This window comes from Paraburkholderia aspalathi (assembly GCF_900116445.1).
Lineage (GTDB): Bacteria > Pseudomonadota > Gammaproteobacteria > Burkholderiales > Burkholderiaceae > Paraburkholderia > Paraburkholderia aspalathi.
Genome location: NZ_FPBH01000005.1, coordinates 415,541 through 437,539, shown reverse-complemented (window position 1 = coordinate 437,539; position 21,999 = coordinate 415,541). Strand labels below are relative to the sequence as shown.

16 protein-coding genes are annotated in these 21,999 nt (G+C 62.7%); 6 read left to right on the top strand and 10 right to left on the bottom strand.

The window, feature by feature from the left end:
* The first annotated feature begins 53 nt into the window (after positions 1-53).
* On the top strand, positions 54-1,607 hold the full coding sequence (gene pdxR, locus BM438_RS11710; RefSeq protein WP_093634413.1) for a MocR-like pyridoxine biosynthesis transcription factor PdxR: 1,554 nt from the start codon (positions 54-56) through the stop codon (positions 1,605-1,607).
* Between the two features lie 25 nt (positions 1,608-1,632).
* On the opposite strand, the gene BM438_RS11705 is transcribed toward pdxR, so the two are convergent.
* Both BM438_RS11705 and BM438_RS11700 read right to left on the bottom strand, forming a co-directional pair.
* Complete coding sequence (locus BM438_RS11705) at positions 1,633-5,385, bottom strand: DUF748 domain-containing protein (RefSeq protein ID WP_093634412.1); 3,753 nt, start codon at positions 5,383-5,385, stop codon at positions 1,633-1,635.
* A 297-nt stretch (positions 5,386-5,682) separates the two neighbouring features.
* Positions 5,683-7,104 (bottom strand): DUF1254 domain-containing protein, encoded by a 1,422-nt coding sequence (locus BM438_RS11700; RefSeq protein WP_093634411.1) that lies wholly within the window; start codon positions 7,102-7,104, stop codon positions 5,683-5,685.
* 367 nt (positions 7,105-7,471) lie between these two features.
* On the opposite strand from BM438_RS11700, the gene BM438_RS11695 reads away from it, so the two are divergent.
* Positions 7,472-10,006 (top strand): heavy metal translocating P-type ATPase, encoded by a 2,535-nt coding sequence (locus BM438_RS11695; protein ID WP_093634410.1) that lies wholly within the window; start codon positions 7,472-7,474, stop codon positions 10,004-10,006.
* Positions 10,007-10,147: 141 nt separating this feature from the next.
* Complete coding sequence (locus BM438_RS11690; protein WP_093634409.1) at positions 10,148-12,121, top strand: methyl-accepting chemotaxis protein; 1,974 nt, start codon at positions 10,148-10,150, stop codon at positions 12,119-12,121.
* Positions 12,122-12,186: 65 nt separating this feature from the next.
* Here BM438_RS11690 and BM438_RS11685 read toward each other — a convergent pair whose 3' ends face one another.
* Positions 12,187-12,840, bottom strand: coding sequence for a glutathione S-transferase family protein (locus BM438_RS11685; protein WP_054034774.1), 654 nt, complete (start codon positions 12,838-12,840; stop codon positions 12,187-12,189).
* Positions 12,841-13,059: 219 nt separating this feature from the next.
* Here BM438_RS11685 and BM438_RS11680 point away from each other — a divergent pair, with 219 nt between their 5' ends.
* On the top strand, positions 13,060-14,517 hold the full coding sequence (locus BM438_RS11680) for a polyhydroxyalkanoate depolymerase (protein ID WP_093634408.1): 1,458 nt from the start codon (positions 13,060-13,062) through the stop codon (positions 14,515-14,517).
* Between the two features lies 1 nt (position 14,518).
* Here the strand turns inward: BM438_RS11680 and BM438_RS11675 are convergent, their stop codons facing one another.
* The gene (locus BM438_RS11675) at positions 14,519-14,953 is read right to left on the bottom strand and encodes a cupin domain-containing protein (protein ID WP_093634459.1); all 435 of its coding nucleotides are present in this window, start codon (positions 14,951-14,953) and stop codon (positions 14,519-14,521) included.
* Between the two features lie 182 nt (positions 14,954-15,135).
* Positions 15,136-15,747, bottom strand: a complete 612-nt coding sequence (locus BM438_RS11670) for a flavin reductase family protein (protein WP_093634407.1) — start codon at positions 15,745-15,747, stop codon at positions 15,136-15,138.
* Positions 15,748-16,007: 260 nt separating this feature from the next.
* Between BM438_RS11670 and BM438_RS11665 the strand changes: the two genes are divergently transcribed.
* Both BM438_RS11665 and BM438_RS11660 read left to right on the top strand, forming a co-directional pair.
* Positions 16,008-16,403, top strand: a complete 396-nt coding sequence (locus BM438_RS11665; RefSeq protein WP_093634406.1) for a helix-turn-helix transcriptional regulator — start codon at positions 16,008-16,010, stop codon at positions 16,401-16,403.
* A gap of 2 nt (positions 16,404-16,405) precedes the next feature.
* Positions 16,406-17,782 (top strand): type II toxin-antitoxin system HipA family toxin, encoded by a 1,377-nt coding sequence (locus tag BM438_RS11660; RefSeq protein ID WP_093634405.1) that lies wholly within the window; start codon positions 16,406-16,408, stop codon positions 17,780-17,782.
* Positions 17,783-17,796: 14 nt separating this feature from the next.
* Here the strand turns inward: BM438_RS11660 and BM438_RS11655 are convergent, their stop codons facing one another.
* The 5 genes from BM438_RS11655 to BM438_RS11640 form a co-directional block, all read right to left on the bottom strand.
* Positions 17,797-18,750, bottom strand: a complete 954-nt coding sequence (locus BM438_RS11655) for a 3-hydroxyacyl-CoA dehydrogenase family protein (protein WP_208620648.1) — start codon at positions 18,748-18,750, stop codon at positions 17,797-17,799.
* A 109-nt stretch (positions 18,751-18,859) separates the two neighbouring features.
* Positions 18,860-19,162, bottom strand: coding sequence for a hypothetical protein (locus BM438_RS11650; RefSeq protein ID WP_093634404.1), 303 nt, complete (start codon positions 19,160-19,162; stop codon positions 18,860-18,862).
* A 435-nt stretch (positions 19,163-19,597) separates the two neighbouring features.
* Positions 19,598-19,756: a hypothetical protein gene (locus tag BM438_RS45465; RefSeq protein ID WP_166618131.1), complete on the bottom strand. Its 159-nt coding sequence runs from the start codon at positions 19,754-19,756 to the stop codon at positions 19,598-19,600.
* Between the two features lie 192 nt (positions 19,757-19,948).
* Positions 19,949-20,257 carry a hypothetical protein gene (locus BM438_RS11645; protein WP_093634403.1) on the bottom strand — a complete coding sequence of 103 codons (309 nt, stop codon included), beginning with the start codon at positions 20,255-20,257 and terminating at the stop codon, positions 19,949-19,951.
* Positions 20,258-20,512: 255 nt separating this feature from the next.
* Positions 20,513-21,886: a hypothetical protein gene (locus BM438_RS11640; RefSeq protein WP_093634457.1), complete on the bottom strand. Its 1,374-nt coding sequence runs from the start codon at positions 21,884-21,886 to the stop codon at positions 20,513-20,515.
* Positions 21,887-21,999: the final 113 nt, after the last annotated feature.

Genomic DNA, 21,999 nt, shown 5'->3' with positions numbered 1-21,999 from the left:
GTCCCTTACGGTTCTACAATATGGAACCATTTCATTATTCCGGATAGAACCACTTGGACACCGTGATCTTGTCGGATTGGCTTGCCGCGCGACTCGACCGCGCCGCCGCCGAACCGGTCTACAGACAGACGTTGCGGCTGATGCAGCAGGCCATCCTGACCGGTCAGCTACCGCCTGGCACCAAGCTGCCCAGTTCGCGCACGCTCGCCGAGGACCTCGGCATCGCGCGCAACACCGTGCTGCACGTCTACGACCAGCTTACCGCCGAAGGCTATGTGATCTCGACCACCGGCAGCGGCACCTATGTCGCCGACACGCGGCCGGACACGGCAGCAGTGAATGCACGCAAGAAGCCGACAGTGGCGAGTGTCAATGTTGACAGCGCCGATCAAGCCGCCGAGGCCTTGAAGCCGCCCAAACGCGATCTAGGCGACCTCTCCATGCGCGGACGCAGGCTCATCGATCAGGCAGGCGTGTCCGCCAAGCAATGGGGCGCGTTCATGCCGGGCGTGCCCGACGTCGCTGAGTTTCCGGCGCGCACATGGAGCCGCTTACAAGCAAGGTTGTGGAAGGAAGCCAATCCCGATCTGCTGACCTATGCGCCGGGCGGCGGCTATCGGCCGTTAAGGCGGGCGCTGTCCGATTACCTGCGCGTCGCGCGCTCGGTGAATTGCACGCCCGATCAGATCATCATCACGACGGGTATTCATCAGTCGATCGATCTGGCCGTGCGTTTATTGACCGACGTCGGCGATCGCGCGTGGGTAGAAGAGCCGTGCTATTGGGGCGCGCGCAGCGTGCTGCAATCGTCGGGGATTACGCTAGTGCCGGTGCCGGTGGATGACGAGGGCCTCAATCCGCGCGAGCAGGATCTGCAACAGCCGCCGCGGTTGGCGCTCGTCACGCCGTCGCATCAATATCCGCTCGGCATGGTGATGAGTCTCGCGCGGCGCCGCACGCTGCTCGAATACGCACGCCAACACAACGTCTGGATCATCGAGGACGACTACGACAGCGAATTCCGCTACGGCAGCCGTCCGCTCGCGTCGTTGCAAGGACTCGACGACGCCGGCCAGGTGATCTACGTGGGAAGTTTGGGGAAGATGCTGTTTCCGGGTTTGCGGATCGGCTACATGATCGCGCCGGAACATCTGGTGGATACGTTCCGCACGGGCGTGGCCGAGCTGTATCGCGAGGGACAGTTAATGCAGCAGGCGGTGATGACCGACTTCATCATGGACGGCCATCTCACATCGCACGTACGCCGTATGCGCGCGCTCTATGGCGAGCGCCGGCAGATTCTGATCGACGCGATCACCGCGCGTTTCGGCAACGAACTGCCGGTGATGGGCGACGAGGCCGGGCTGCATCTGGTGCTTGGGCTGCCCGATCATGCGAACGATCGCGCCGTCACGGCAGCCGCTTACGATGCCGGCGTGATCGTGCGACCGCTCGCCGCTTACTACAGCAGCGAGACGCCCGCGCGACGCGGACTGTTGCTGGGCTACGCCTGCGTGCCGAACGAGAAGATCGGTCCGGCATTCGACACGCTCGCGCGCGTGATCGAGCAGACGGCGTTGAAGAAGGTGCCGACGCGAGCCGCTTAACCGGCTCGCATCGCCACACAACGCATCACTTCAATCCAAAGTCCACCCGCGTCGTGGCACCCTTGTCCTTGATGCCATCAGCGTCCAGCTTCGGCGCGACGATAAACACGCGGCTGCTGTCGATCTTGCCCTCGAAATACTGCTGCACGGCTTGCGCCCGTTGCTGGGCGAGCTGACGCAAGCTGGCGTCGTCGATCGGAGCATTGGCAGCCATTGCCGCCTTCATGTCGTCGTCCGGCAGGCTCTTGGTCAAACCGACAAAATTGCGCGGCTTCTTGAAGTCGGCCGCCTTGTAGGCCTTGGTCAAGTACTTGTCGTATTCCTTCGGATCCACGGTAACGGTCGACAGATCCACGCTTTCGCCATTGCCCACCACGTCCTTGATCTTCTGTTGCTTGACCTGGCGGTCGACGTACTGCGCCCGCAGGCCCGGTCCGTCGATCGCCGGATCGACGCGGCCAATCAGATCGATACGAATCGAGCTCTTGTCTGCCAGCGCCTTCACGATAGTGTCGAGCTTCTTGTCCGCAGCGTCGGACAGTTGCGCCGACCCGGGCTCGAACTCGACATAGCCCAACTCCTCGCCACCGCCACCGAAGGCGTTGGCGATCAGCGAGAACGGCGCCGTTACCGCCTTCTGCAGCAGATTGAGCACCGCATGCCAGATGAGGCCGCCGATGCTGAACTCCGGATTCGACAACGAACCCGACACCGGCAGATTCACATCGATTTCACCGCGTGAGTTTTTCAGCAGCGAAATCGCGAGACGCACTGGCAGCTTGGTCGCCGTATCATTCTCGACGTGGTCACCGAACGTAAGCTGATCGATGAAAATATGATTGTTGGCATTCAACTGATCGTTATCGAGCTTGTAGTGCAGATCGACGTTCAGCTTGCCTTTGGTGATCGGATAGCCAGCGTATTTCGCCGAATACGGCGTGAGATTGGTGAGCTCAATATCGTGCGCGCTCGCAGTCAGGTCGAGTGCCGGCTTCGCAATCAGCGGATTGACCGTACCGCGAATCGATAGCGGACCATTCGCCGCCAGCTTCGCGGCGATGTCCACGGGCGCAGGCGTAGTCGACTGCGTGCCGAACGCGCCGACCGTGCCTTGAATGCTAACCAGGTTCGCGGTGAAGTTCGGCTTGATGAAGTTGTCGGTGTACGTCACGCGGCCCTGTTGCAGCACCAGTTGGCCGAAGTGCAGTTTGACGGGGCTTTGCGGCGGCGTGGCGGCCGTCACTGTGGCCGGCGTTGCCGACGACGCCGGTACCGGCGCGGAAGCCAACTCTGGCGCCGACGCAGCCTGCGGCGTCAACGGCACCGGCTCATGGCCGCCGCTCTTGTCGCGTGTCAGCGATTGCGCGGCGCCGCTTTCATGCGCGACCACATCCTTGAGATTGAGCTTGCCTTGCGCGTCGAGCAGCACACGCCCATAGAACTTCGTGAACGTAACGCGGCCCGCATCGACCACAGTGCCGTGTTCGTCGTAGTCGGCCTTCAGATTGGTCAGCGCGAGCGAACTCCATCCTGCGAACGGGTCCGAAGTCGCCTTGTCGATCATCCGCACGTCGACGAGCGCGACATCGCCGCGGTATGTCGCCTTAAGCGCTTTCGCCTGACTCAGCGCGAGATCGCCATTCGCATTGAGCAACGCGCTCGCGATCAGCGCATTCAGCTTGCTGCCGAAGTACGGTTCGAAGGCCGCCGCATCCAGGCGGTTCGCGTTCACCTTGACGGCCACCTTGAGCGGCGTCGCCGTGACATTGCCCTTTACGCCAAGCGTGCCTTTCTTGTTGAGCGTGGCTTGCAGATCGACCGGCAACGGCTTACTCAGATCGTCGCTGATCTGCTGCACCTTCAATTGCAACGGCGTCACGCTCAGCTTCACTGGATTCGGCGTCGTGTTGTCAGTGAAATTCGCGGTCGCGTCTTTCAGGTTAAGTTCGCCGATCTTGTAGTGCCACGCGGGCCCCGCTGCCTCCGCCTTCTTCACCGCATGGATCGCCGTGCGCTGTTGCTCGGCCTGATGCGGACCCGCGAGCGCGGCGAGGTCGATGCTGCCGTCCTTCAGACGTTGCGCATTGACCACCAAGCCGGTCGTATCGACGCCGGTGATATCGGCAGTACGCCCCGCCACGTCCACCTGTTTGACCGTCACCTGGCCTTGCGCGAGCGAGACGACCGGTTCCTTGCTGCCGCGCGCTGCGAGTTTGAGCGACTGCAGATTGAGTTGTGTATCGGTGACCATGACTGCGACCGGCGACTTCGACCAGTTCGCGCCGACATTCGCGTTGGCGGACAGTGCGCCGTCCACCACTTGCGCGGCGGTCGCGGTGTCGAGGTACGGTTGCAGCAAGGGCAACTTCAGTGACTTCAAATCGACCTTTGCGCTGGCGGTCTTCGCAACAAGGCCGAACGCGCCGGCCACGCCGAGCGAGCCGCCGCCGTCCTTGAAATCGGTATTGAGCGTGTAATGCGCGGGGGCGGTAGCGAGCGTCGAGAAATCGGTCAGCGTGACGGCCAGTTTCTGCAGGCCGGCGTCAACCGGACGCGAGGCCGCTTCATCGTGAACGTTCACGGTGCCGTCGTTGAGCACGAAACGCTTGATCGACAGGTCCAGAGGCTGTACGGCCTTTTCCGTGGCGCCGCTACCCGACGCCGCAACGGGCGCAGACGCTGGCGCCGATGCCGAAGCCCCCGCAGCAGGCGCAGGCGCGAACATCCGCTCGACACTCAACACGCCGTCTTTATCACGCGCAAGATTGGCGCTTGGCGCGTCGATGCGGATCTCGTCGATGTGATACAGGTTCTTCAGCGGCTCCAGCGTCCCGGCAGCCACATGCAACGCGCGCGCCGCGAAGAACGGCGCCTTGCTCTGATCGCGCACGTCCACATCGTTCAAGTCGACGGTGCCTGCCACGCGTAACGAGGGAGCGTCGTTAGAGACCACGAAGTTGAGCTTGAGATCGGTGGATAGCTTGCCGCTCTGCACAACCACAGGCAGCTTGGTCGGCGCGTAGGAGATGAGCTGCGGCACGTCGAGCCCGTCGAAGCGCAGCGACACCTCCGATTCGCGCGACGCGGCAAACGGCTTGGTCTTGCCGTCGACCGCAAGCGGACTGCCGTCGATACGCGCACGCAGCAACGGCTCCACAAAGATGTCGGTTTTCGAAGGCAGCGTAGCGATGAACGGAATGCCGAGCTTCCATTGATCGATCACGTGCGTTGCGCCGAGCAATTTGTCGTCGAACGTAATCTGGCCGTTTTCGAGGCGAATGTTCGACACCGAAAACAGCGTCGGCTTGCTATCGGGTTTGGCCGGCTGCTTCGAGAATTTCTCGATCAGGTCGGTGAAATTGAAGCGCTGCGCGTCGTAGCGAACGATATGAAAGCGTGGTGAATCGAGTTGCACTTCATCGACGATCGGCGCGCCACGAAACAGCGAGCTCCATGACGGCTTCACGATGAGCCGCGCAATATCGACAAAGTCGCCCGCGCCGCCGCGCTCGCCGATATGCACGCTATCGGCTTCGAGCTTGAGCGTGTACGGATTGAGTGCGATGCGGCTGATCGTAGCCGGCCGGTCGAGTTGCTTGCTGAGTTGCTGCTCGGCAATGTGGCGAATCAACGGCGGCGCCGCGAAAAAGCCCAGCAGACCGAACAATCCGAGGAAGATCAGCAGACCCGTGATGACACGCCGGGTGCGGCGTGACTGCGCGACATCGCGCACGGTCTGCATGGAAGAGGCGATTGATGCTTTATTGAGGCTTGCCATGCTCGGTCTTGGGTAATGCGGCGGCAAGCCCGCCGCGAAACGAAAATCCCGCAAGCGGCAGTATAAGTGGTGAATCTTACGCGGCCTAGAAATGTAAGCCGTGGCTTACACATTGTTGCACGCTACTGCAGCGCATGTCCGCCGGCACGAAGCGGCGGACACGCGTTGGTCTATGCGTCACTCATACCTCACTGTCACAGCAGTGACGCATAACATTCATGGACTTCACACCAGCACTTCGCTGCCCCGCTTCACCGAGGCATTTCACTAGCCAACTTCAACGACGTCGGCGGCAATTCACTGACGCACGACGGCCGGCGGTTGCCAGCTGCCATCGGTCGCTTGCGGCTTCGGTGCGTACAAACGCAGCATCAATTGCAAATCGGCGCGCGGCGCCGGCAGCCAGTTGCCACTCTTGCCGCGCGTGGACGACACCGTCACGTCGAGCGAGCCGTCGCGATTACGGCGCGCACCGTTGCGATCGCCGACTGCGAGACGCGCCGGCGCGCTTTCCCCTAACGCGCCGTCCTTCGTGTAGGCGGTGATCGACCAGAAGCCGCGCACCGGCGGCAACTGGTTCGGCGCGAAGTGGATCACGTAGCGATTTGCGCCGTTCAGCGCATGACCGTCGCTGTCCTGGGTGACGACCGCGCGCACTTCATCGTCCTTCGTGCCGATACCCGGCTGGGTCGCTGCGGCGTAGGCGCGCATTGCATAGTCGGGGCCGTAGTTACCCACGCCGTCGCCGAACCAGTTCCAGCCGTTACCGATCAGCAGATTGGAGGGTGGCGTGACGACACGCAGGTGACCGTCGGCCAGGCCCGCGGCGATCGCCTCGGGTGGACTCGGCAGCTTCACCGGATCGCCAGGCGTCACACCAAGGTCCGAAAGGATTTTCAGCGCGTGCGGATCGGCCGGCGCCGGCGGGTTGTCCGGCAAGGCCTGCGCGAGCCGGCTGAAGAAGCCGTTCGCGTCGAGCGCGGCGACTTGCGCAGCCGGCGTGCCGGAAGCGGCCGCGGCGGCAGCATCGGCGGCATTGCTGCTAGGCGGCGTAATCGATGCCGAGCGCGTGTCGCCCGCGTAGACGCTCAACGGTGCAATACGGATGGCGCGCTGCAGCTTGCGCACCGCCGTCAGGTCGCGGGTGCCGTTCGACTGGATGCGTACGCTCACCCAGGCGTTGCGGGTCGGAACGTCGACACGCGTCACGCCCTTGGGCAGATCGCCCTGCCAGCCCGCGCCGACGAAGGCAATCGTTTGCGCCTTGATGCCCGCGGCGCGGGTAGCGAACTGTGAGCTGGTCGACCACACCACGTTGGTCCACATGTCGAGCACGCGGGCGTCCACGTAGCGGCCGCGCGAATCGGGCAGCGACACGATCACCGGCTCAGTGCCGACGTCCAGCCAGCCGGTCGAGTCGAGCGTGTCGAGACTCGGCTGCAGCGGATTGGACGCGCCGATCGGCGGCAAGGCCTGCGCGTGACGCAGCGTGTTGATCGGCGCCTGGCCTGGATCGGTGCCGACCGCCGCGTCGCGCGCGACGCCCATCAGCACCAGCGGATAGCCGAATACATACGAATCGGCGACTTCGTCCTTGACCCAGCTGTCGGCTTTTTGCGTCGTGGACGGAGTCGACGCACAACCAGCCAGAAATGCGAGGCCTACGAGCGATGCGCAGGTCCAGTGAAGCGAAAACAGTTCTCGGCGATTTTTTATCATTCGTTCAGGTGGCAGAACGTGCGGTCCTAAGGGAGACGTCGGTGCGCAGCGAAACCGGTTTGCGTGGCCTCCCAAAGCCCAGCGCAGCCAGGCGGTGGCTCGCGATTCCGACAACATCGGGTTGTATCGTATCCTTGCTCACCAGGCAAGCGCAAAGGCAGGAATAGCGCCTGGCAATGCGCGCGTGGCCATCATTTAGCGTACGGTTGACGATTTTTGTCACTCCCCCACTGATTCTTGCCCTGCTGGCCAGGTCACGCGACTGCCCGGCAAGGCGCACCGCAAAAACATCCTTGACCTTCCCATCATGGGAAGGTCAATACTGGGTTCATGATGCGGCCCAATGCCGCGACGAGCCTTGCCTGCCATGACCGAACTTGCCACACCGCTGCGTCCCGCGGACGCCACGCCCTCCAGAACCACCGAACTCGACATCGGCGGCATGACCTGCGCCTCGTGCGCGATGCGTGTCGAAAAGGCGCTGGCCAAAGTGCCGGGGGTCACGCGCGCGTCGGTGAATCTCGCCACAGAAAAAGCCAGTATCGACAGCGACGCTGCCGTCGACCCCGAAACGCTCGCTGGCGCCGTGCGTAAAGCGGGCTACGAAGCGACGCCGTCGGCGCTGCCCGACGTTGCGCCGGCGCAAACTTCGCACGCGACGGAACTGGCGATCGGCGGGATGACCTGCGCCTCATGCGCGATGCGCGTGGAAAAGGCGCTCGCCAAGGTGCCGGGCGTCGCGGGCGTGTCGGTGAATCTGGCGACCGAAACGGCGACCGTCAATCTCAGCGACGTGGCTTCGGATGACGATGTCGCCTCCGACGCATTGATCGCAGCCGTCAAGAAAGCCGGCTACGAGGCAACGCTGATCGCGCCGGCGTCGGCGGCCGGAAATTCCGCCCTTGCCTCCTCTGCCGACAGCAAACGCAGCCAGACGCGCCGCGAACTGGCGGCCGTGCTCGCCTCCGCCGTGCTGACGCTGCCGCTCGTCCTGCCGATGGTCGGCGAATGGTTCGGTTTGCACGCGATGCTCTCCCCGTGGCTGCAGTTCGCCCTCGCCTCGATCGTGCAGTTCGTATTCGGCGCGCGTTTCTATCGCGCGGCCTTCCGTGCGGTGCGGGCCGGCGCCGGAAACATGGACTTGCTGGTCGCGCTCGGCACGTCGGCAGCCTATGGAATCAGCGTCTACGAACTGGCGACCCATCCGGGCGACATGACGCATCTGTATTTCGAAGCGTCGGCGGTCGTGATTACGCTGGTGCGTTTCGGTAAATGGCTCGAAGCGCGCGCCAAGCGCCAGACCACGGATGCGATCCGTGCGCTCAACGCACTGCGCCCCGACCGCGCGCGTATCCGCGTCGGCACGGACGAACGCGAAGTACCGCTCGCGCAAGTGCGGGTCGGCACGGTGGTGATCGTGCGTCCGGGCGAGCGCGTGCCGGTGGACGGCGCGATGCTCGAAGGCCGCACTCACATCGACGAATCGCTGATTACCGGCGAAAGCCTGCCGGTGCCGAAGCAGGCAGCCGATCCGGTTACCGCCGGGTCGATCAACGGTGAAGGCGCGATTGCGGTGACGACCACCGCGATCGGCGCGGAGACGACCCTCGCGCGAATCATCCGGCTCGTTGAAAGTGCGCAGGCCGAGAAAGCGCCGATCCAAAGGCTGGTCGACCGCGTCAGCGAGATCTTCGTGCCGGCGATTCTGGCGATTGCGGCGCTCACGCTGGTGGGTTGGCTGATCGCCGGCGCGGGTGGCGAAACCTCGATTCTGAATGCGGTCGCCGTGCTGGTGATCGCCTGCCCGTGCGCGCTCGGACTGGCGACGCCCGCGGCCATCATGGCCGGCACCGGCGTCGCTGCGCGCCGCGGCGTGCTGATCAAGGACGCCGAGGCGCTGGAAACCGCGCATCGGGTGAATATCGTCGCGTTCGATAAAACCGGCACGCTGACGCTCGGGCAACCGTCGGTGACGGCGTTCGATGCGATCGGCGGCATTGGGCACGACGAGGCGCTGGCGCTCGCTGCGGCTATGCAGCGGCATAGCGATCACCCGTTGGCGCGGGCAGTGGTGAAGGCGTATGAAGTGGCGTCGCCGGCCGCGGCGGAGTCGCGAGTTCCGACGCTCACGGCCAGCGCCGCTCGTGCGGTGCCCGGGCGCGGCGTGGAAGCCGACGTCGAGGGCCGCACCCTCGCGCTCGGCAGCACGCGCTGGCTCAACGAACTCGGCATCCAGTTGCCGCCGCAACTCGCCGAGCGCGCAAAACAGCTCGAAGCCGCCGGCAACACGGTCTCCTGGCTGATGGAGCGCGCGCCGCTTGCGCCCACCGCGCTCGCCTTGATCGCCTTCGGCGACACCGTCAAGCCGACCGCCCGCGCGGCCGTCGAGCGGCTTGCCCAGATGGGCATCAAAAGCGTGCTCGTTACCGGCGACAACCACGGCAGCGCGGCGAGCGTTGCCCAGGCGCTCGGCATCGACGAATTCCACGCCGAAGTCCTGCCCGACGACAAAGCCCGGGTGATCCGCGATCTGAAAATCCGCAGCGCCGGCATCGTCGCGATGGTGGGCGACGGCATCAACGACGCTCCCGCGCTCGCTGCCGCCGACATCGGCATCGCGATGGCGACCGGCACCGATGTCGCGATGCAGGCGGCCGGCATCACGCTGATGCGCGGCGATCCGGCGCTGGTGGCCGACGCCTTCGATATTTCGCGCCGGACGTGGCGCAAGATCCAGCAGAACCTCTTCTGGGCGTTCGTCTACAACCTGATCGGCATTCCGCTTGCCGCCTTCGGTTTGTTGAATCCGATGCTGGCCGGCGCGGCGATGGCGTTTTCGAGTGTGAGCGTCGTGACCAATGCACTACTACTGCGCACCTGGCGCGGCGCGTCGGCGCGCTGAAAGGCAGGGCAAGGGGCAGTATTACGTAAGGCTTTCGAAAATACTAAAGATATGGGCAAATCGGCCGTAATCCTGACATAGGTGTAAACCACGCATTCGCACGGTTTGCGCACCTCATGTCACTCCTTACTCCGAACGCCCATGGAATTTCTCTCTTTGCGCCGCGCCAGTGTTGGCGCCCGGCTTGCCGTACTGTCGTGCGCGCTGGTGGCATTGATTTTTGCCGCCTTTACATGGGCGCTCACGCGCAGCGCCGGCAAGCAGGTCAGCGATCAGGTGCTCGAACGCATCGCCGATAAGGACCGCTCGATCGCCGCAATGATCACGCTGTTCGACAAGGCATTGTCGGCCGAAGTCGATCGCTCGATGTCGCTGTTCGCAAGCTTCCTTCCCACCGGCTACACGCTCGACGACGCCCAGAAAGTCGACATCAACGGCGTCGCCACCCCGACCATCAAGGCCGGCGACAAAGTCCTGAACATGGACTTCTCGATTCCCGACCAGTTTCTCGAACGCAGCGGCGCGGTGGCTACCGTGTTCGCACGCAGCGGCGACGATTTCGTCCGCGTGACGACTTCGCTGAAGAAACAGGACGGCTCGCGCGCGATCGGCACGTTGCTCGACCGCAAAGCGCCGGCCTACGGGCTGATCATGGCGAACAAGTCCTACACGGGACTTGCCGCGCTGTTTGGCAAACGTTTAATCACGCAATATCGGCCGATCACGGACGCGAGCGGCCGCGTGATCGGCGCGCTGTTTGTCGGCGTGAACGTGGACAAGGAAATCCAGTCGGTCCAGGACGGCATCAGCAAACTGAAAATCGGCGACACCGGCTACTACTTCGTGGTCAATGCCTCGAAGGGCGCGGATCGCGGCAAGCTGATCGTGCATCCGGCCGCCGCCGGCCAGAACGCGGACAACGCGAACGCGCCGTACCAGCAGATGCTCGACATGAAAGAAGGCCAACTCGAATTCAGTTCCGCCGACGCGACGCTGGGCGAGCGCAACGCGCGCGACAAATTCGTGTCGTTCGTCACCGTGCCGGAATGGCAATGGCTGGTGGGCGGCGTCGCACCGCGCGACGAAGTGATGGCGGACGTCGTCGCGACGCGCGATCAATTCCTGGTGATCGGTTTCGTGCTGGTCGGCGTGTTCGCGATCGTGTTCCTGATCGCTGTGCGCCGCCTCGTGAGCCGTCCACTCGATGAAGCCGCGAAGGCGTCCGAGCGCTTCGCGTCGGGCGATCTGAGCGTGCGCGTGGGGAAGGGTGCGAATGCGCGTGCCGACGAAATCGGCCGCCTGATGCAATCGATCGATGGCATCGGCCAAGGCCTCGCGCGTATCGTTTCGCAAGTGCGCAATGCGTCGACGGATATATCGGGAGGGACTGAAAAGATCGCTACCGGCAGCGGCAACATTGCCGCGCGTATTGCCACGCAGGCTAGCAGCCTTGAAGAAACGGCGGCCAGCATGGAACAGATCACGTCGACCGTGCAGCAGAACGCCGACCATGCCGCGCAGGCCAACACGCTCGTCACGAATGCCGCGGACGCCGCAGTCGAAGGCGGCCGTGCCGTCGAACGCGTGGTCTCGACAATGGGCGAGATCAGCCGCTCGTCGCAGAAGATCGCCGAGATCACCAGCGTGATCGAAGGCATCGCGTTCCAGACCAATATCCTCGCGTTGAACGCCGCCGTGGAAGCGGCGCGCGCCGGCGAACACGGCCGGGGCTTTGCGGTGGTGGCGTCGGAAGTGCGCGCGCTGGCGCAGCGCAGTGCGGCTTCGGTGAAGGAGATCGACGGGCTGATCGCCGCCTCCACGGCGACCGTGCAAAGCGGTTTCCGGATCGCGGAGGAAGCGAGCTCGACGATGCAGGGCATCGTTCAACAGGTCGGCCAGGTGCGCGCGATCATGGCGGAAATCAGCGTTGCGTCACGCGAGCAATCGGGTGGCATCGAGCAGGTCAATCTCGCTGTCACGCAGATCGGCGAGGCGACTCAACAGAATGCGACGATCGTCGGCGAGGCCGAACACGCGGCGGCTGAGCTGCGCGATCAGGCTGCGCGGCTGGCGCAGGTGGTGAGTGTGTTCAAGCTGGGGGCTGGGCGGGATTAACGCGTTGCCTAGGTCGATGTAACGGCGCGGCGCCCTGCCGCGCCGCCGTGCGCCCTGCGCCGTGATCAAAACTCCACATCCAGTTCGTCGATCTCCTCCACTTCCTGCTGCGCGTCCGCGATCCATTGCTGCATCTCTGGCAGCGCCATGATGCGCTGCCCATAGTCGACGATCTCCGGATCCAGCTTGACGTCGTAGGTCACGAAACGCGTCACCACGGGTGCGTACATCGCATCCGCCGCACTGCGCTCGCCGAACAGAAACGGTCCGCCATACTGCTTCAGGCACTCGCTCCAGATCGTCACGATGCGGTCGATATCCGACTGCGCTCGCGCCCACACCTTGAAGCCCGGGAAATGCGCTTTCAGATTCATCGGCAACGCCGAGCGCAGCGAACCAAAACCCGAATGCATCTCGCCGCAGATCGAGCGGCAATGCGCTCGCGCGCGGATGTCTTTGGGCAATAGCGCCGCTTCCGGCTTCAGCTCGTTCAGATATTCGGCGATCGCGAGGGTGTCCCAGACCTTGATGCCGTCGTGAAAGAGACATGGCACCAGAATCGACGGCGACAGCAGCAACAATTCGGCGCGCGCGGCGGGATCGTCGATCGGCATCACGATCTCTTCGAACGGCAGGCCGCTAAATTTGGTCAGCAGCCAACCGCGCAGCGACCACGACGAATAGTTCTTGCTGCTGATGGTGAGCGTGGTATTCGCCATACGATTCTCCTCCAGATGAGGCGTTCGTCCGACGCCTGACGATGCGCATGCACGTTGCCGTGCGTGGGCGCACCAAAGCGCGGCAAATTCGGCCCGCTCCCATGACCGGCGCAAATGCTATGCCAACGTGCAGCGACGGCGGCGTCAGTGCGACTGCACGATTGGCACATGACTTGCCTCTATTCGGGTTCCTTCCTTTCCTGCACTCGTGCGAAGGTTATGAACCTGTTCGCATATCCCACATACCAGGCTTTCGCCGACATGATGCTGCCGATGCGGCACGGCGCAGCGCTGGTGAATCATTCGCTCGACGCGTGGCCCGCGTTTGGCGATACGTCGCATGGTCGTTCGATACGCGCGGCTTGCGAATTGCTGACGCTTGCCGGACTCACGCCTGTCAGGCCGCCGTTCGGCATCGATAGCGTGGTGACGGAAGGCAAACCCGTACAGATCGTCGAGGAAGTCGCGGCGCACACGCCGTTCTGTTCGCTGTTGCATTTCCGTAAAGACACCGCGCCTTCTCATCCGCAACCGCGCGTGCTGGTGATCGCGCCCATGTCCGGCCACTTCGCGACGCTGCTGCGCGGCACCGTGCGTACGATGCTTGCCGAGCACGATGTCTACATCACCGATTGGCACAACCCGCGTGACGTGCCGCTGAGCCAGGGCCGTTTCGGCTTCAACGAATACGTACGGCACGTGATCGATTTCATCGAAACGATCGGGCCGGGCGCGCATCTGCTCGCGGTGTGTCAGCCGACAGTCGCCGCTTTGGCCGCAGTCGCGCTAATGGCCGCCGACGACAACCCCGCGCAGCCCGCCAGCATGACGCTGATGGCCGGCCCGCTCGACACGCGCATTAACCCGACGCGCGTCAACGAACTGGCTAAAAGCAAGCCGATCGAGTGGTTCGAGCAGAACCTGATCAGCGCCGTGCCGTTCGGTTTTGCGGGTGCGCACCGTCGCGTGTATCCCGGCTTCGTGCAACTAACCGCGTTCATGGCGATGAACCTCAACCGCCATCTCGACTCGTTTGAGACTATGCATTACGAGCGCGCCAAAGGCGATCCGGCGAAGGCCGATACGATTCGCACTTTCTACGAAGAATACTTCGCGACCATGGACCTGACGGCCGATTTTTATCTGGAGACCGTCGATACGGTTTTTCAGCGGCACGCGCTGCCGTTGCATGAACTCGAGGTGGAAGGACGGCTTGTGGAGCCTTCGAAAATTCGACGTACTGCGCTGCTGACCGTAGAGGGTGAAAAAGACGATATCTGCGCGGTTGGTCAGACGCTCGCTGCGCAGGATATGTGCGACAAGTTGAGGCCTTATTTGAAGACGCATCATGTGCAGACCGGTGTGGGGCACTATGGCGTGTTCAATGGACACCGGTGGGAGCGGCAGATTTATCCGCGTGTGCGGGCCGTGATTTACGACAACGAACCGCGTGCGGTAGTGGTGAGTTCGCGGGCGCGGACGATTCAGCCGGTGTCGGTGGCAGCGGCTTCGGAAGCGATCGCGTCAGCCCCGGCTGCTGCTGCAGTGGTCGACGTCGAGGTGGATTCGGCGGCGGCGGTAACTGCCTCGCCAAACGGGGTTGGCTCCGGCCCCACCGCCAAGACTCAGCAGGCGTCACGGGCACCGCGCCGGCGGCCACCCGCGACGCAATCGTGAGTCAGGCCACGGCGCTCTTCCACGGCTGCACCGCCGGGACTTCGCACGGACCTTCGACTTCAATCGACTTGAAATCGGCCGGCGACACGATCTCGATGTACTCCATATCTTCGGAGTAATCGAACAGATAGTGGACGATGCCCGGCGCCTGATGCACACAATCGCCGGCGGCGACGAGCGTCTCCTTGTCGCCGTACATGAAGCGCGCCCAGCCCTTCAACATGATCACAATATGGAAATCGGCCTCATGACGGTGCCAACCGGTGCCTTGCTCTGGTGCGTGATTCGCCTTGACGAGTTGCGCGAGCACCTTGCCGCCGGTTGCCTGCGCGATGCCTAAATCGCGGTAAAGAAAAAAATCGCGTAGGCCCTGATCCACGTAGGACGTGTCTTGCGGACGGACATGGCTGAACTGCGTAGCGAATTCGGTGGACATGATCGCGCTCCTCTTGAGTGAGCCGGCAGTTGAAAACGACGCGTTGGAGCGTCGGTTGCAAGCATCAAGCGGGCCAGTTTGCGGGGCGCTGGCTTTGCGTTTCGCGGAGGTGATCAGGTGAGTGCCGCGCCGCATTGCGCGGCGCGAGATGATTCAAACGCTTTGGGTGCCACTTTGGGTACTTATGCGGTTGGGCGGAACATCTGGAACATCTCGCCGATTTCCGCGTAGTCGGCGCGATAGCCCGCGCGCATGATCGGCTGCGCAGCGTGGGTGTCGAACAGACCGTCTTTCAGATAGGCCTCGTTAATGTGGACGCCGACTACTTGGCCTAGCGACAGGTAGTTGTCCATGGGCTTGCCGTCGAGGGTGTGCAGACGGACCACTTGCAGCAACTTGCATTCGAGCGCGGCCGGCGATTCGGCGACGTGCGGCACGGCTACGTTGCGACCAGGCGCGGGTGTCAGGCCCGCGAGTTCGAATTCGTCGACGTGGGGCGGGACTGGCGCGGAGGAGCGGTTCATCTGCTCGGCGAGTGGCTTGCTGGACAGATTCCAGACGAATTCGCCGGTGGCCTCGATGTTGGCGATGCTGTCTTTACGGCCTTCGCTGCAGAAGCCGATGATCGGCGGGAAGCTCGCGAACGCGCCGAAGAAACTGTAGGGCGCGAGGTTGAGAGTGCCATCGGTAGCGCGTGAGGAAATCCAGCCGATCAGGCGCGGAGCGACGATTGCCTTGAATGGGTCGTGCGGGAGGCCGTGGCCGGTGGCGGGGTTGTAGAAGTAGTGGGGCATGGTTTGTGTTGGGGTTTGCGGGTGAGGCGGGAGGTATTTATACCGCAGACTTGCTGGGGCTGCTGAAGGCAGCAGTGAAGCGGACTACGGCTGTTCGCGCTTCCGTGAGTTCCAGTTCATCGGTTGGGTTCGCGCTCGTATTAACAGGCTTTAAGCTGTAAATTACAAATACAGTCTACAACCTGTATATTTGCTTTACAGCTTATTGACTGTATTTTCGTGATACAGTCCAGAGACTGTACGAGCCTGAAGAAAATCCAATGGATTACGCTATCAAGACGCTAAGTCAGCTCCGCCCCATTCTGCTGGGCTTCCGCAAGTCCGCAGGGCTCACACAAGCTGCGGTGGCCGAACTGCTAGGCATCACGCAGCAAAGCTACGCGCAGCTGGAAGCCAATCCGGCATCGGCAAGCGTCGAGCGGCTTTTTAAGGTCATGCGTTTGCTCAACGTCGAGTTGCGCATGAGTCAGACGTCGTCCGCGCCTGACAGTAAACCAGCGCAGGCCGAAACGCCAAAGCTTCAACGACACGTCCCTGCCGCCCAGAAAGCGAAATCTCCGTCTGTCGCCAACCGCTCAGGCCGGACTCAGAAGGCGTCGAGTTCGAGGCAATCCCTTGGGACAATCACGACCAAAAAGAAACGGGAAAACTGGTAATCATGGCGCGCCGCTCTCAGACACAACGACTCAACATCTGGATGAACGGGCTGCCCGTAGGCTACTGGGAAAAAGCACGGGAAGGGGACCGCCTGAGTTATCTCGACGAGTGGATCGAAGACGAACAAGGGCGTCCCCTTTCCCTATCGATGCCGTTCACGCCCGGGAACCAACCGTACCGCGGCGACGTGGTCAGCGCATTCTTCGACAATTTGCTTCCCGATAGCGATGCGATCCGCCGGCGATTGGCTCAACGGCATCGCACGGGCAGCACGAACGCATTCGATCTGCTGGTAGCGCTTGGCCGGGACTGCGTCGGTGCGATCCAACTACTCCCGCCTGACGAACAACCCACCGACCTCTACGACATCTCCGGAACGCCGTTATCCGAGCCGCAGATCGCGCTGCTACTGCGCAATGCCACCTCAGCGGCGCCGCTCGGCCAATACGATAACGGGGTGGATTTAAGGTTATCGATTGCCGGAGCCCAGGAGAAAACGGCGCTGCTGCGCCACGACGAACAGTGGATCTACCCGACTGGCAGCACGCCGACCACGCATATCTTCAAGCTTCCGCTCGGGCTGGTTGGAAACATGCAGGCGGACATGCGGACCTCAATCGAGAACGAATGGCTGTGCTCGAAAATCGTATCGGCGTATGGACTTCCCGCGGCGAACTGCGAGATTGCAGCGTTCGAGAATCAAAAAGCGCTCGTGGTCGAGCGTTTCGACCGTAGATTGTCGAGCGACGCGAGCTGGATCGTGCGCCTTCCGCAGGAAGACATGTGCCAGGCCACCGGAAGGCCCTCACATCTGAAGTACCAGGCCGACGGCGGGCCGGGCATCGCAGAGATCATGGACGTGTTGCTCGGCTCGGAAAACGCGGACCAGGATCGGCGGCAGTTCTTCAAAACTCAACTTGTGTTCTGGCTATTGGCAGCAACGGATGGGCATGCGAAGAACTTCAGTATTTTCCATCTGCCGGGCGGCTTGTACCGGTCGACGCCACTTTATGACGTGCTCTCCGCGCATCCAATCATTGGCCCCGGGCGAAATCAGATTGCGCGTCAGAAGGTGAAGATGGCGATGGCTGTTCGAGGTAGTACCAATCACTATCTCATCGAAAAGATTCAGCGGCGGCACTGGATCGAACAGGCTCGACAGGTTGGGTCGGGAAGCGATACGGCGCAAGACATCATTGCTGAAGTGGTCGACGCGACTGATCATGTGATCAGTGCGGTGGGCACTCAGGTTCCTTCGGGATTTCCGGACGGATTGGCGGAATCGATTCTGGGTGGGATTGCGAAGCAGCGGGATAAGTTGGCGATGACGGTCGGTCGCCGCCAATGCTTACCGCAATCCTCTATGTCTGATCGTTGATTGCCGCGCCATAGTTAACCGCGACTAATCACCTGCTTGCGGCCAGCTTTGACGCGCGCCAAATGAGCCTCGTCCCACTCATAGAAACCAGCACCGCTGCGCACGCCAACACGCCCCGCGTTTACCTGCGCCCGCAGCAGATCGAGCACGTCTTCGTCCTTGGCGAGTTCCGGCATCAAATGCGTGGAGATGTCGAGGAAGGTATCGAGGCCGCCCATGTCCGCGCCCTCGAACGACCCGACGATCCCCCAGCGGCGCCCGAGCGATGCCTTCATGACCCGATCGACCACATCAGGCGTCGCCGCTCCCGAACGCACGATGTTCAACGCCTCGCGGAGCACCGCGAACTGCAACCGGTTGCCGACAAAACCCGGAATCGCCTTCGCCAGCACCACCGGCTCCATACCGATCGCGCTCATCAACGCAGCGGTATGTTCGGTGACTTCCGGTGCGGTCGCGGTACCCGGCACAACTTCGACGAGCGGGATCATGTGCGGCGGATTCCAGAAATGCGCGATCAGAAAACGCTCCTTCGCGCGCAGCGGAGCAACCAGTTGATCGGGCGGAAAACCGCTGGTGTTGCTCGCGAGAATCGCATCGTCTGCCATCAACTCTGCCAGCGCCGCATACAGGCGATGCTTCAGTTCAAGCACCTCGGGAATCGCCTCGATCACGAATTGCGCCGACGCCATGACGTCAAGTTGCCCATGTGTCTCGATGCGCCCGAGCGCCGCCCGCTTGGCAGCGTGGTCGATGCGTCCGGCGTCGATCAGTTCGTCGAGCACCGCCTCCGCCTTCGGCGCAACGCTCGCGAGGCGCGCCGGGTCGACGTCGTGAACGATCGTCCGATGCCCGTGCAACGCGCTTTGCGTCGCAATACCGACGCCCATCAATCCCGTGCCCACTACGCCTATGACTGCCTTGTCCACGCCGCTCTCCTGCTGCCGTCGATGAAAGCGTTCAAGCATAGCGCAGCGCGCCGTTTTCGAAGACCGAATGCAACAAAGCCGGTCTTCCGTGAGGAGGGACCGGCTTTGCGGACCTCACGCCGCGTCACGCGGCGCCGTCATGCGCGCATTAGTAGCGCGGGGGCGGCGGCCGACGGTCGTCGTGGTGATGCGGATCGTAGTCGTGCGGATGATGGCGCATCCAATCGTCATGAGCCCAGTAGCGGTGGCCGTCGTAGTAACGATCGCCGTGCCAGCCGATATTGATCGACACGCCCACCGGCGTCATGTGCGGCTGACCGTAAACCGCCGGTCCCGGACCATTCTCGATAACCACCCGTTCCTGGGCGAAAGCACTGCCGGCTGCGAGCAGCGCGCCGCCCGCCAACAAGGTTGCAACGATCGAACGCGACGTCTTGTTAAAGGTTTTCATAGTGACCTCCCATGCAAAGTTTTGTATCAAGCCAGCGCCCGTGTTCGGCCAACATCGAACCGCGATTTTGGGTTCGGACCAGACGCCGTACGCTTGAGACCAACTTTAGCGGCGCAAACCGCATGAAGACGTGAGCACTTGTAAGCGCACATTTCAATGAAAGGGACTGATGAATGGCCGTGTTTTGGACCTTCGCCGCCCGTCTACTGCGCATGCGCGGTGAATCAACTGAACGACACTACGGCGCCGTGTGAGCTGCCGTTACATTCATTTCGGCCAGGAAATATTCGGAAAAACGGGGAATTGGGCGGTAACCGCACAAAAAACAAAAGCCACGGCACGCGTTTCGCGGGCAGTGGCTTCAATGATGCGGACGCACTCGACGTGCGTGCTCATGCGCGATGGTCCGCGCTCAGGCCGTACAGCTTTGCTTTATTAGTCGCTCAGCTTGATGCCGAACAACGTGGATTGCGCTTTGCGCATGCGCTCTGCTTCGCGGCTACGTGCTGCGTACGAGTAGTCCGAATCCAGCGGCAGATGGGGCGACGCAAAGAGGTCGCTGACCTTTTGGAACAATGCAAAAATGAAGCTCATGGCGACTCCCGGTTGGTTACTGCATTAGCTAGGGTTTTCCCTTAAGAAGAATTATAGGGTTTTCCCTAGGCAAAAGCTAGTGCAATGCAGCAATTTCTCGGGTGTGGTGTGTTGTCACAGGGTTTTTATCCATGGTGCGTCGCACCATGACAACGTCCCCGTTTTTTATATTTCAGGGTCAAAAGCTTCCGTCTACTGAAGCGTGGTCGACTGTGGCTTCCTGCTGCGCGTGGGTTTCGCGCTCGTCGTGGTTTTGCGAGGGTTCACTACGGCGGCATCGACGGCGCCCTCTGCTGTGCTGTCCGCACGCATCAGCGTCGCGCTGTTGACGGAGACGATCAGCCCCGGCAAGGTCCGCGCGGGGTTCTCTTGCGGCTTGACGGACGCGCCCGTCGCCGAAAACTCGACATTCAACGCCCAGTGCCCTTCGTGGATGCCCTGATCGCGCAGAAGCGCGGCTAGCAGGTCCTCGATCGAATATTTGTGCGTGCTGGTCGGCATGATGGCTCCCGTCGGAAGATGCGCTGGCGTATCCGTTCCGGCTTCGCAACAGCAACGAGAGTTTAAAACGTGAAGTTTGGCTTGCGAGGCGTTGGCGGCGGGTGGTTCCTTACGGCGCCTATCCTGGGAGGCAGGGAGCGAGGGTGAGACTGGAAGCCGGGGAGCTGGGGGCGGAAGTAGGCGCCCGGCTGTTTGTTTGCGCGGGCAAAACGAGTTGCCGCGGCCAGCTAACGCCGGCGCGGCAGTCACTGAGAATCAGTGCGAATTGGCAGCTTTCGGCTTGTGCGCGTGCTGTGCGCGCGTGCCGCGTTTGCTATGAGCGGGCGTGGCCGCGGCTGCCTGAGGCGCCGCGGTTGCGGCTGCGTCAGAAGCCGCATTGGCTGCCGCTGCGTTGGCCATCGCGATGTGCGTGTCGAGCAAGCTGGCCATGGCGGCCTGCTGGTTCTGCATCATCTGTTCGATGCGGTGTTGCTGGGCGGTGGTTTCACGCGTCAGGCGCATCAGAAGCACGGTCTGCGTGATGCCGATCGCGACCGTCATCAGCAACGCGCCCACCACGATCGACAGCATCCATTTCATGCGGCGTGAATGATCGGTCGCGGCGAGGCGTTGATCGGCGATCACGCCGTATAGGGCGTCGACGGTATCGGCGAAGGCTGTCGCACGGGCGCGGTCGAGCTCAGGCGCGGCGCGCAGTGCTGCCGCGGCTGCTTCGGCACGCTGGGCTTCGCGGAAAGAAGGTGCAGAGAAAGACGCGTTTGTGTGCGCGGAGGATACCGACGCTGACGACGCGGATGCAGACACGTTGCCCGACGGCTTCACGGCCGACGTCGGCTCAGCAACCACCGCACCGGAATCAACCCCAGACTCGGAGGAAGAGGAAGACGAAACACCCTCCGCTCCCGCATCCGAGCCTTCCACGCCGGCCGCTTCTCTCGAAGCCGTCGTCGCCTTGGCAAAAGTCGCCGCGAAACGCTGCGGCGGCACAGCCGGTTTGGCACCACCCGAGGTCGACGCAACCGCTGCATCCGCCGTCGCTGCACCCGGCTCAGCAGCCTGACGCAGCGCAGTCACGCTGCGCGCCACAGTCGCGGCCGCCATCGCAGACGTAAGCGGCGCAGCCGCGTCACGTGCCGATGCCGCCGGCTTCTCTTCGGCCGACGCTTCTGCCGCCGCCTTCACATCGCCGAAAGCCAACTCGCCGACCGGCGATGCCGCTGCCTCCACGGCCTCCGTCTCCAGCCCGCTCAATTGCGCATTCACCGGCACCGGTTCATCGGATTTCGCAGCGCGAGGCGCGCGGCGCGCCGCCCTTGCCTCGGGCGACATGCCGTCGGCATCGATCACGCCAACCGCGGCCAGCACGACATCGGGTAATTCAAAGCCATGCAGCGTACCTTGCCGGACGTCGATATTCATCGCCTCCAGCGTGGCGCGGGTGGGATCGTCGGGGAACAGGTCGAGGGTGCTGTCGTCGCGCGAGGCATCGCTCAGTTGCGCGAGACGTTGTGCCGAGCGCGCGGCGCGCGCCAGCTTGTTTTCAGTTTCGGTCGAGACGGTGGCCTGGCGCCGCTTCTTCGAAGCGGCGCGCTGAGGCCGGGACTGCGTGGATGCTGCGGAATCTGCCATAGAGAAAAAAGCGGTCGTCGCCAGAAAGCGGGCGCCGAGCACCGCTCGTCAATGCCATTGGAATTTTTCGAGACCGCATTGTCGCATGGCCGCCCGCCCCTGCCGAAGCCATT

Bases quoted from the DNA above. Each gene is read 5' to 3' on its own strand.
- BM438_RS11705 (WP_093634412.1), bottom strand. From the start codon at position 5,385: ATGGCAAGCCTCAATAAAGCATCAATCGCCTCTTCCATGCAGACCGTG.
- BM438_RS11700 (WP_093634411.1), bottom strand. From the start codon at position 7,104: ATGATAAAAAATCGCCGAGAACTGTTTTCGCTTCACTGGACCTGCGCA.
- BM438_RS11695 (WP_093634410.1), top strand. From the start codon at position 7,472: ATGACCGAACTTGCCACACCGCTGCGTCCCGCGGACGCCACGCCCTCC.
- BM438_RS11690 (WP_093634409.1), top strand. From the start codon at position 10,148: ATGGAATTTCTCTCTTTGCGCCGCGCCAGTGTTGGCGCCCGGCTTGCC.
- BM438_RS11685 (WP_054034774.1), bottom strand. From the start codon at position 12,840: ATGGCGAATACCACGCTCACCATCAGCAGCAAGAACTATTCGTCGTGG.
- BM438_RS11680 (WP_093634408.1), top strand. From the start codon at position 13,060: ATGAACCTGTTCGCATATCCCACATACCAGGCTTTCGCCGACATGATG.
- BM438_RS11675 (WP_093634459.1), bottom strand. From the start codon at position 14,953: ATGTCCACCGAATTCGCTACGCAGTTCAGCCATGTCCGTCCGCAAGAC.
- BM438_RS11670 (WP_093634407.1), bottom strand. From the start codon at position 15,747: ATGCCCCACTACTTCTACAACCCCGCCACCGGCCACGGCCTCCCGCAC.
- BM438_RS11665 (WP_093634406.1), top strand. From the start codon at position 16,008: ATGGATTACGCTATCAAGACGCTAAGTCAGCTCCGCCCCATTCTGCTG.
- BM438_RS11660 (WP_093634405.1), top strand. From the start codon at position 16,406: ATGGCGCGCCGCTCTCAGACACAACGACTCAACATCTGGATGAACGGG.
- BM438_RS11655 (WP_208620648.1), bottom strand. From the start codon at position 18,750: ATGCTTGAACGCTTTCATCGACGGCAGCAGGAGAGCGGCGTGGACAAG.
- BM438_RS11650 (WP_093634404.1), bottom strand. From the start codon at position 19,162: ATGAAAACCTTTAACAAGACGTCGCGTTCGATCGTTGCAACCTTGTTG.
- BM438_RS45465 (WP_166618131.1), bottom strand. From the start codon at position 19,756: ATGAGCTTCATTTTTGCATTGTTCCAAAAGGTCAGCGACCTCTTTGCG.
- BM438_RS11645 (WP_093634403.1), bottom strand. From the start codon at position 20,257: ATGCCGACCAGCACGCACAAATATTCGATCGAGGACCTGCTAGCCGCG.
- BM438_RS11640 (WP_093634457.1), bottom strand. From the start codon at position 21,886: ATGGCAGATTCCGCAGCATCCACGCAGTCCCGGCCTCAGCGCGCCGCT.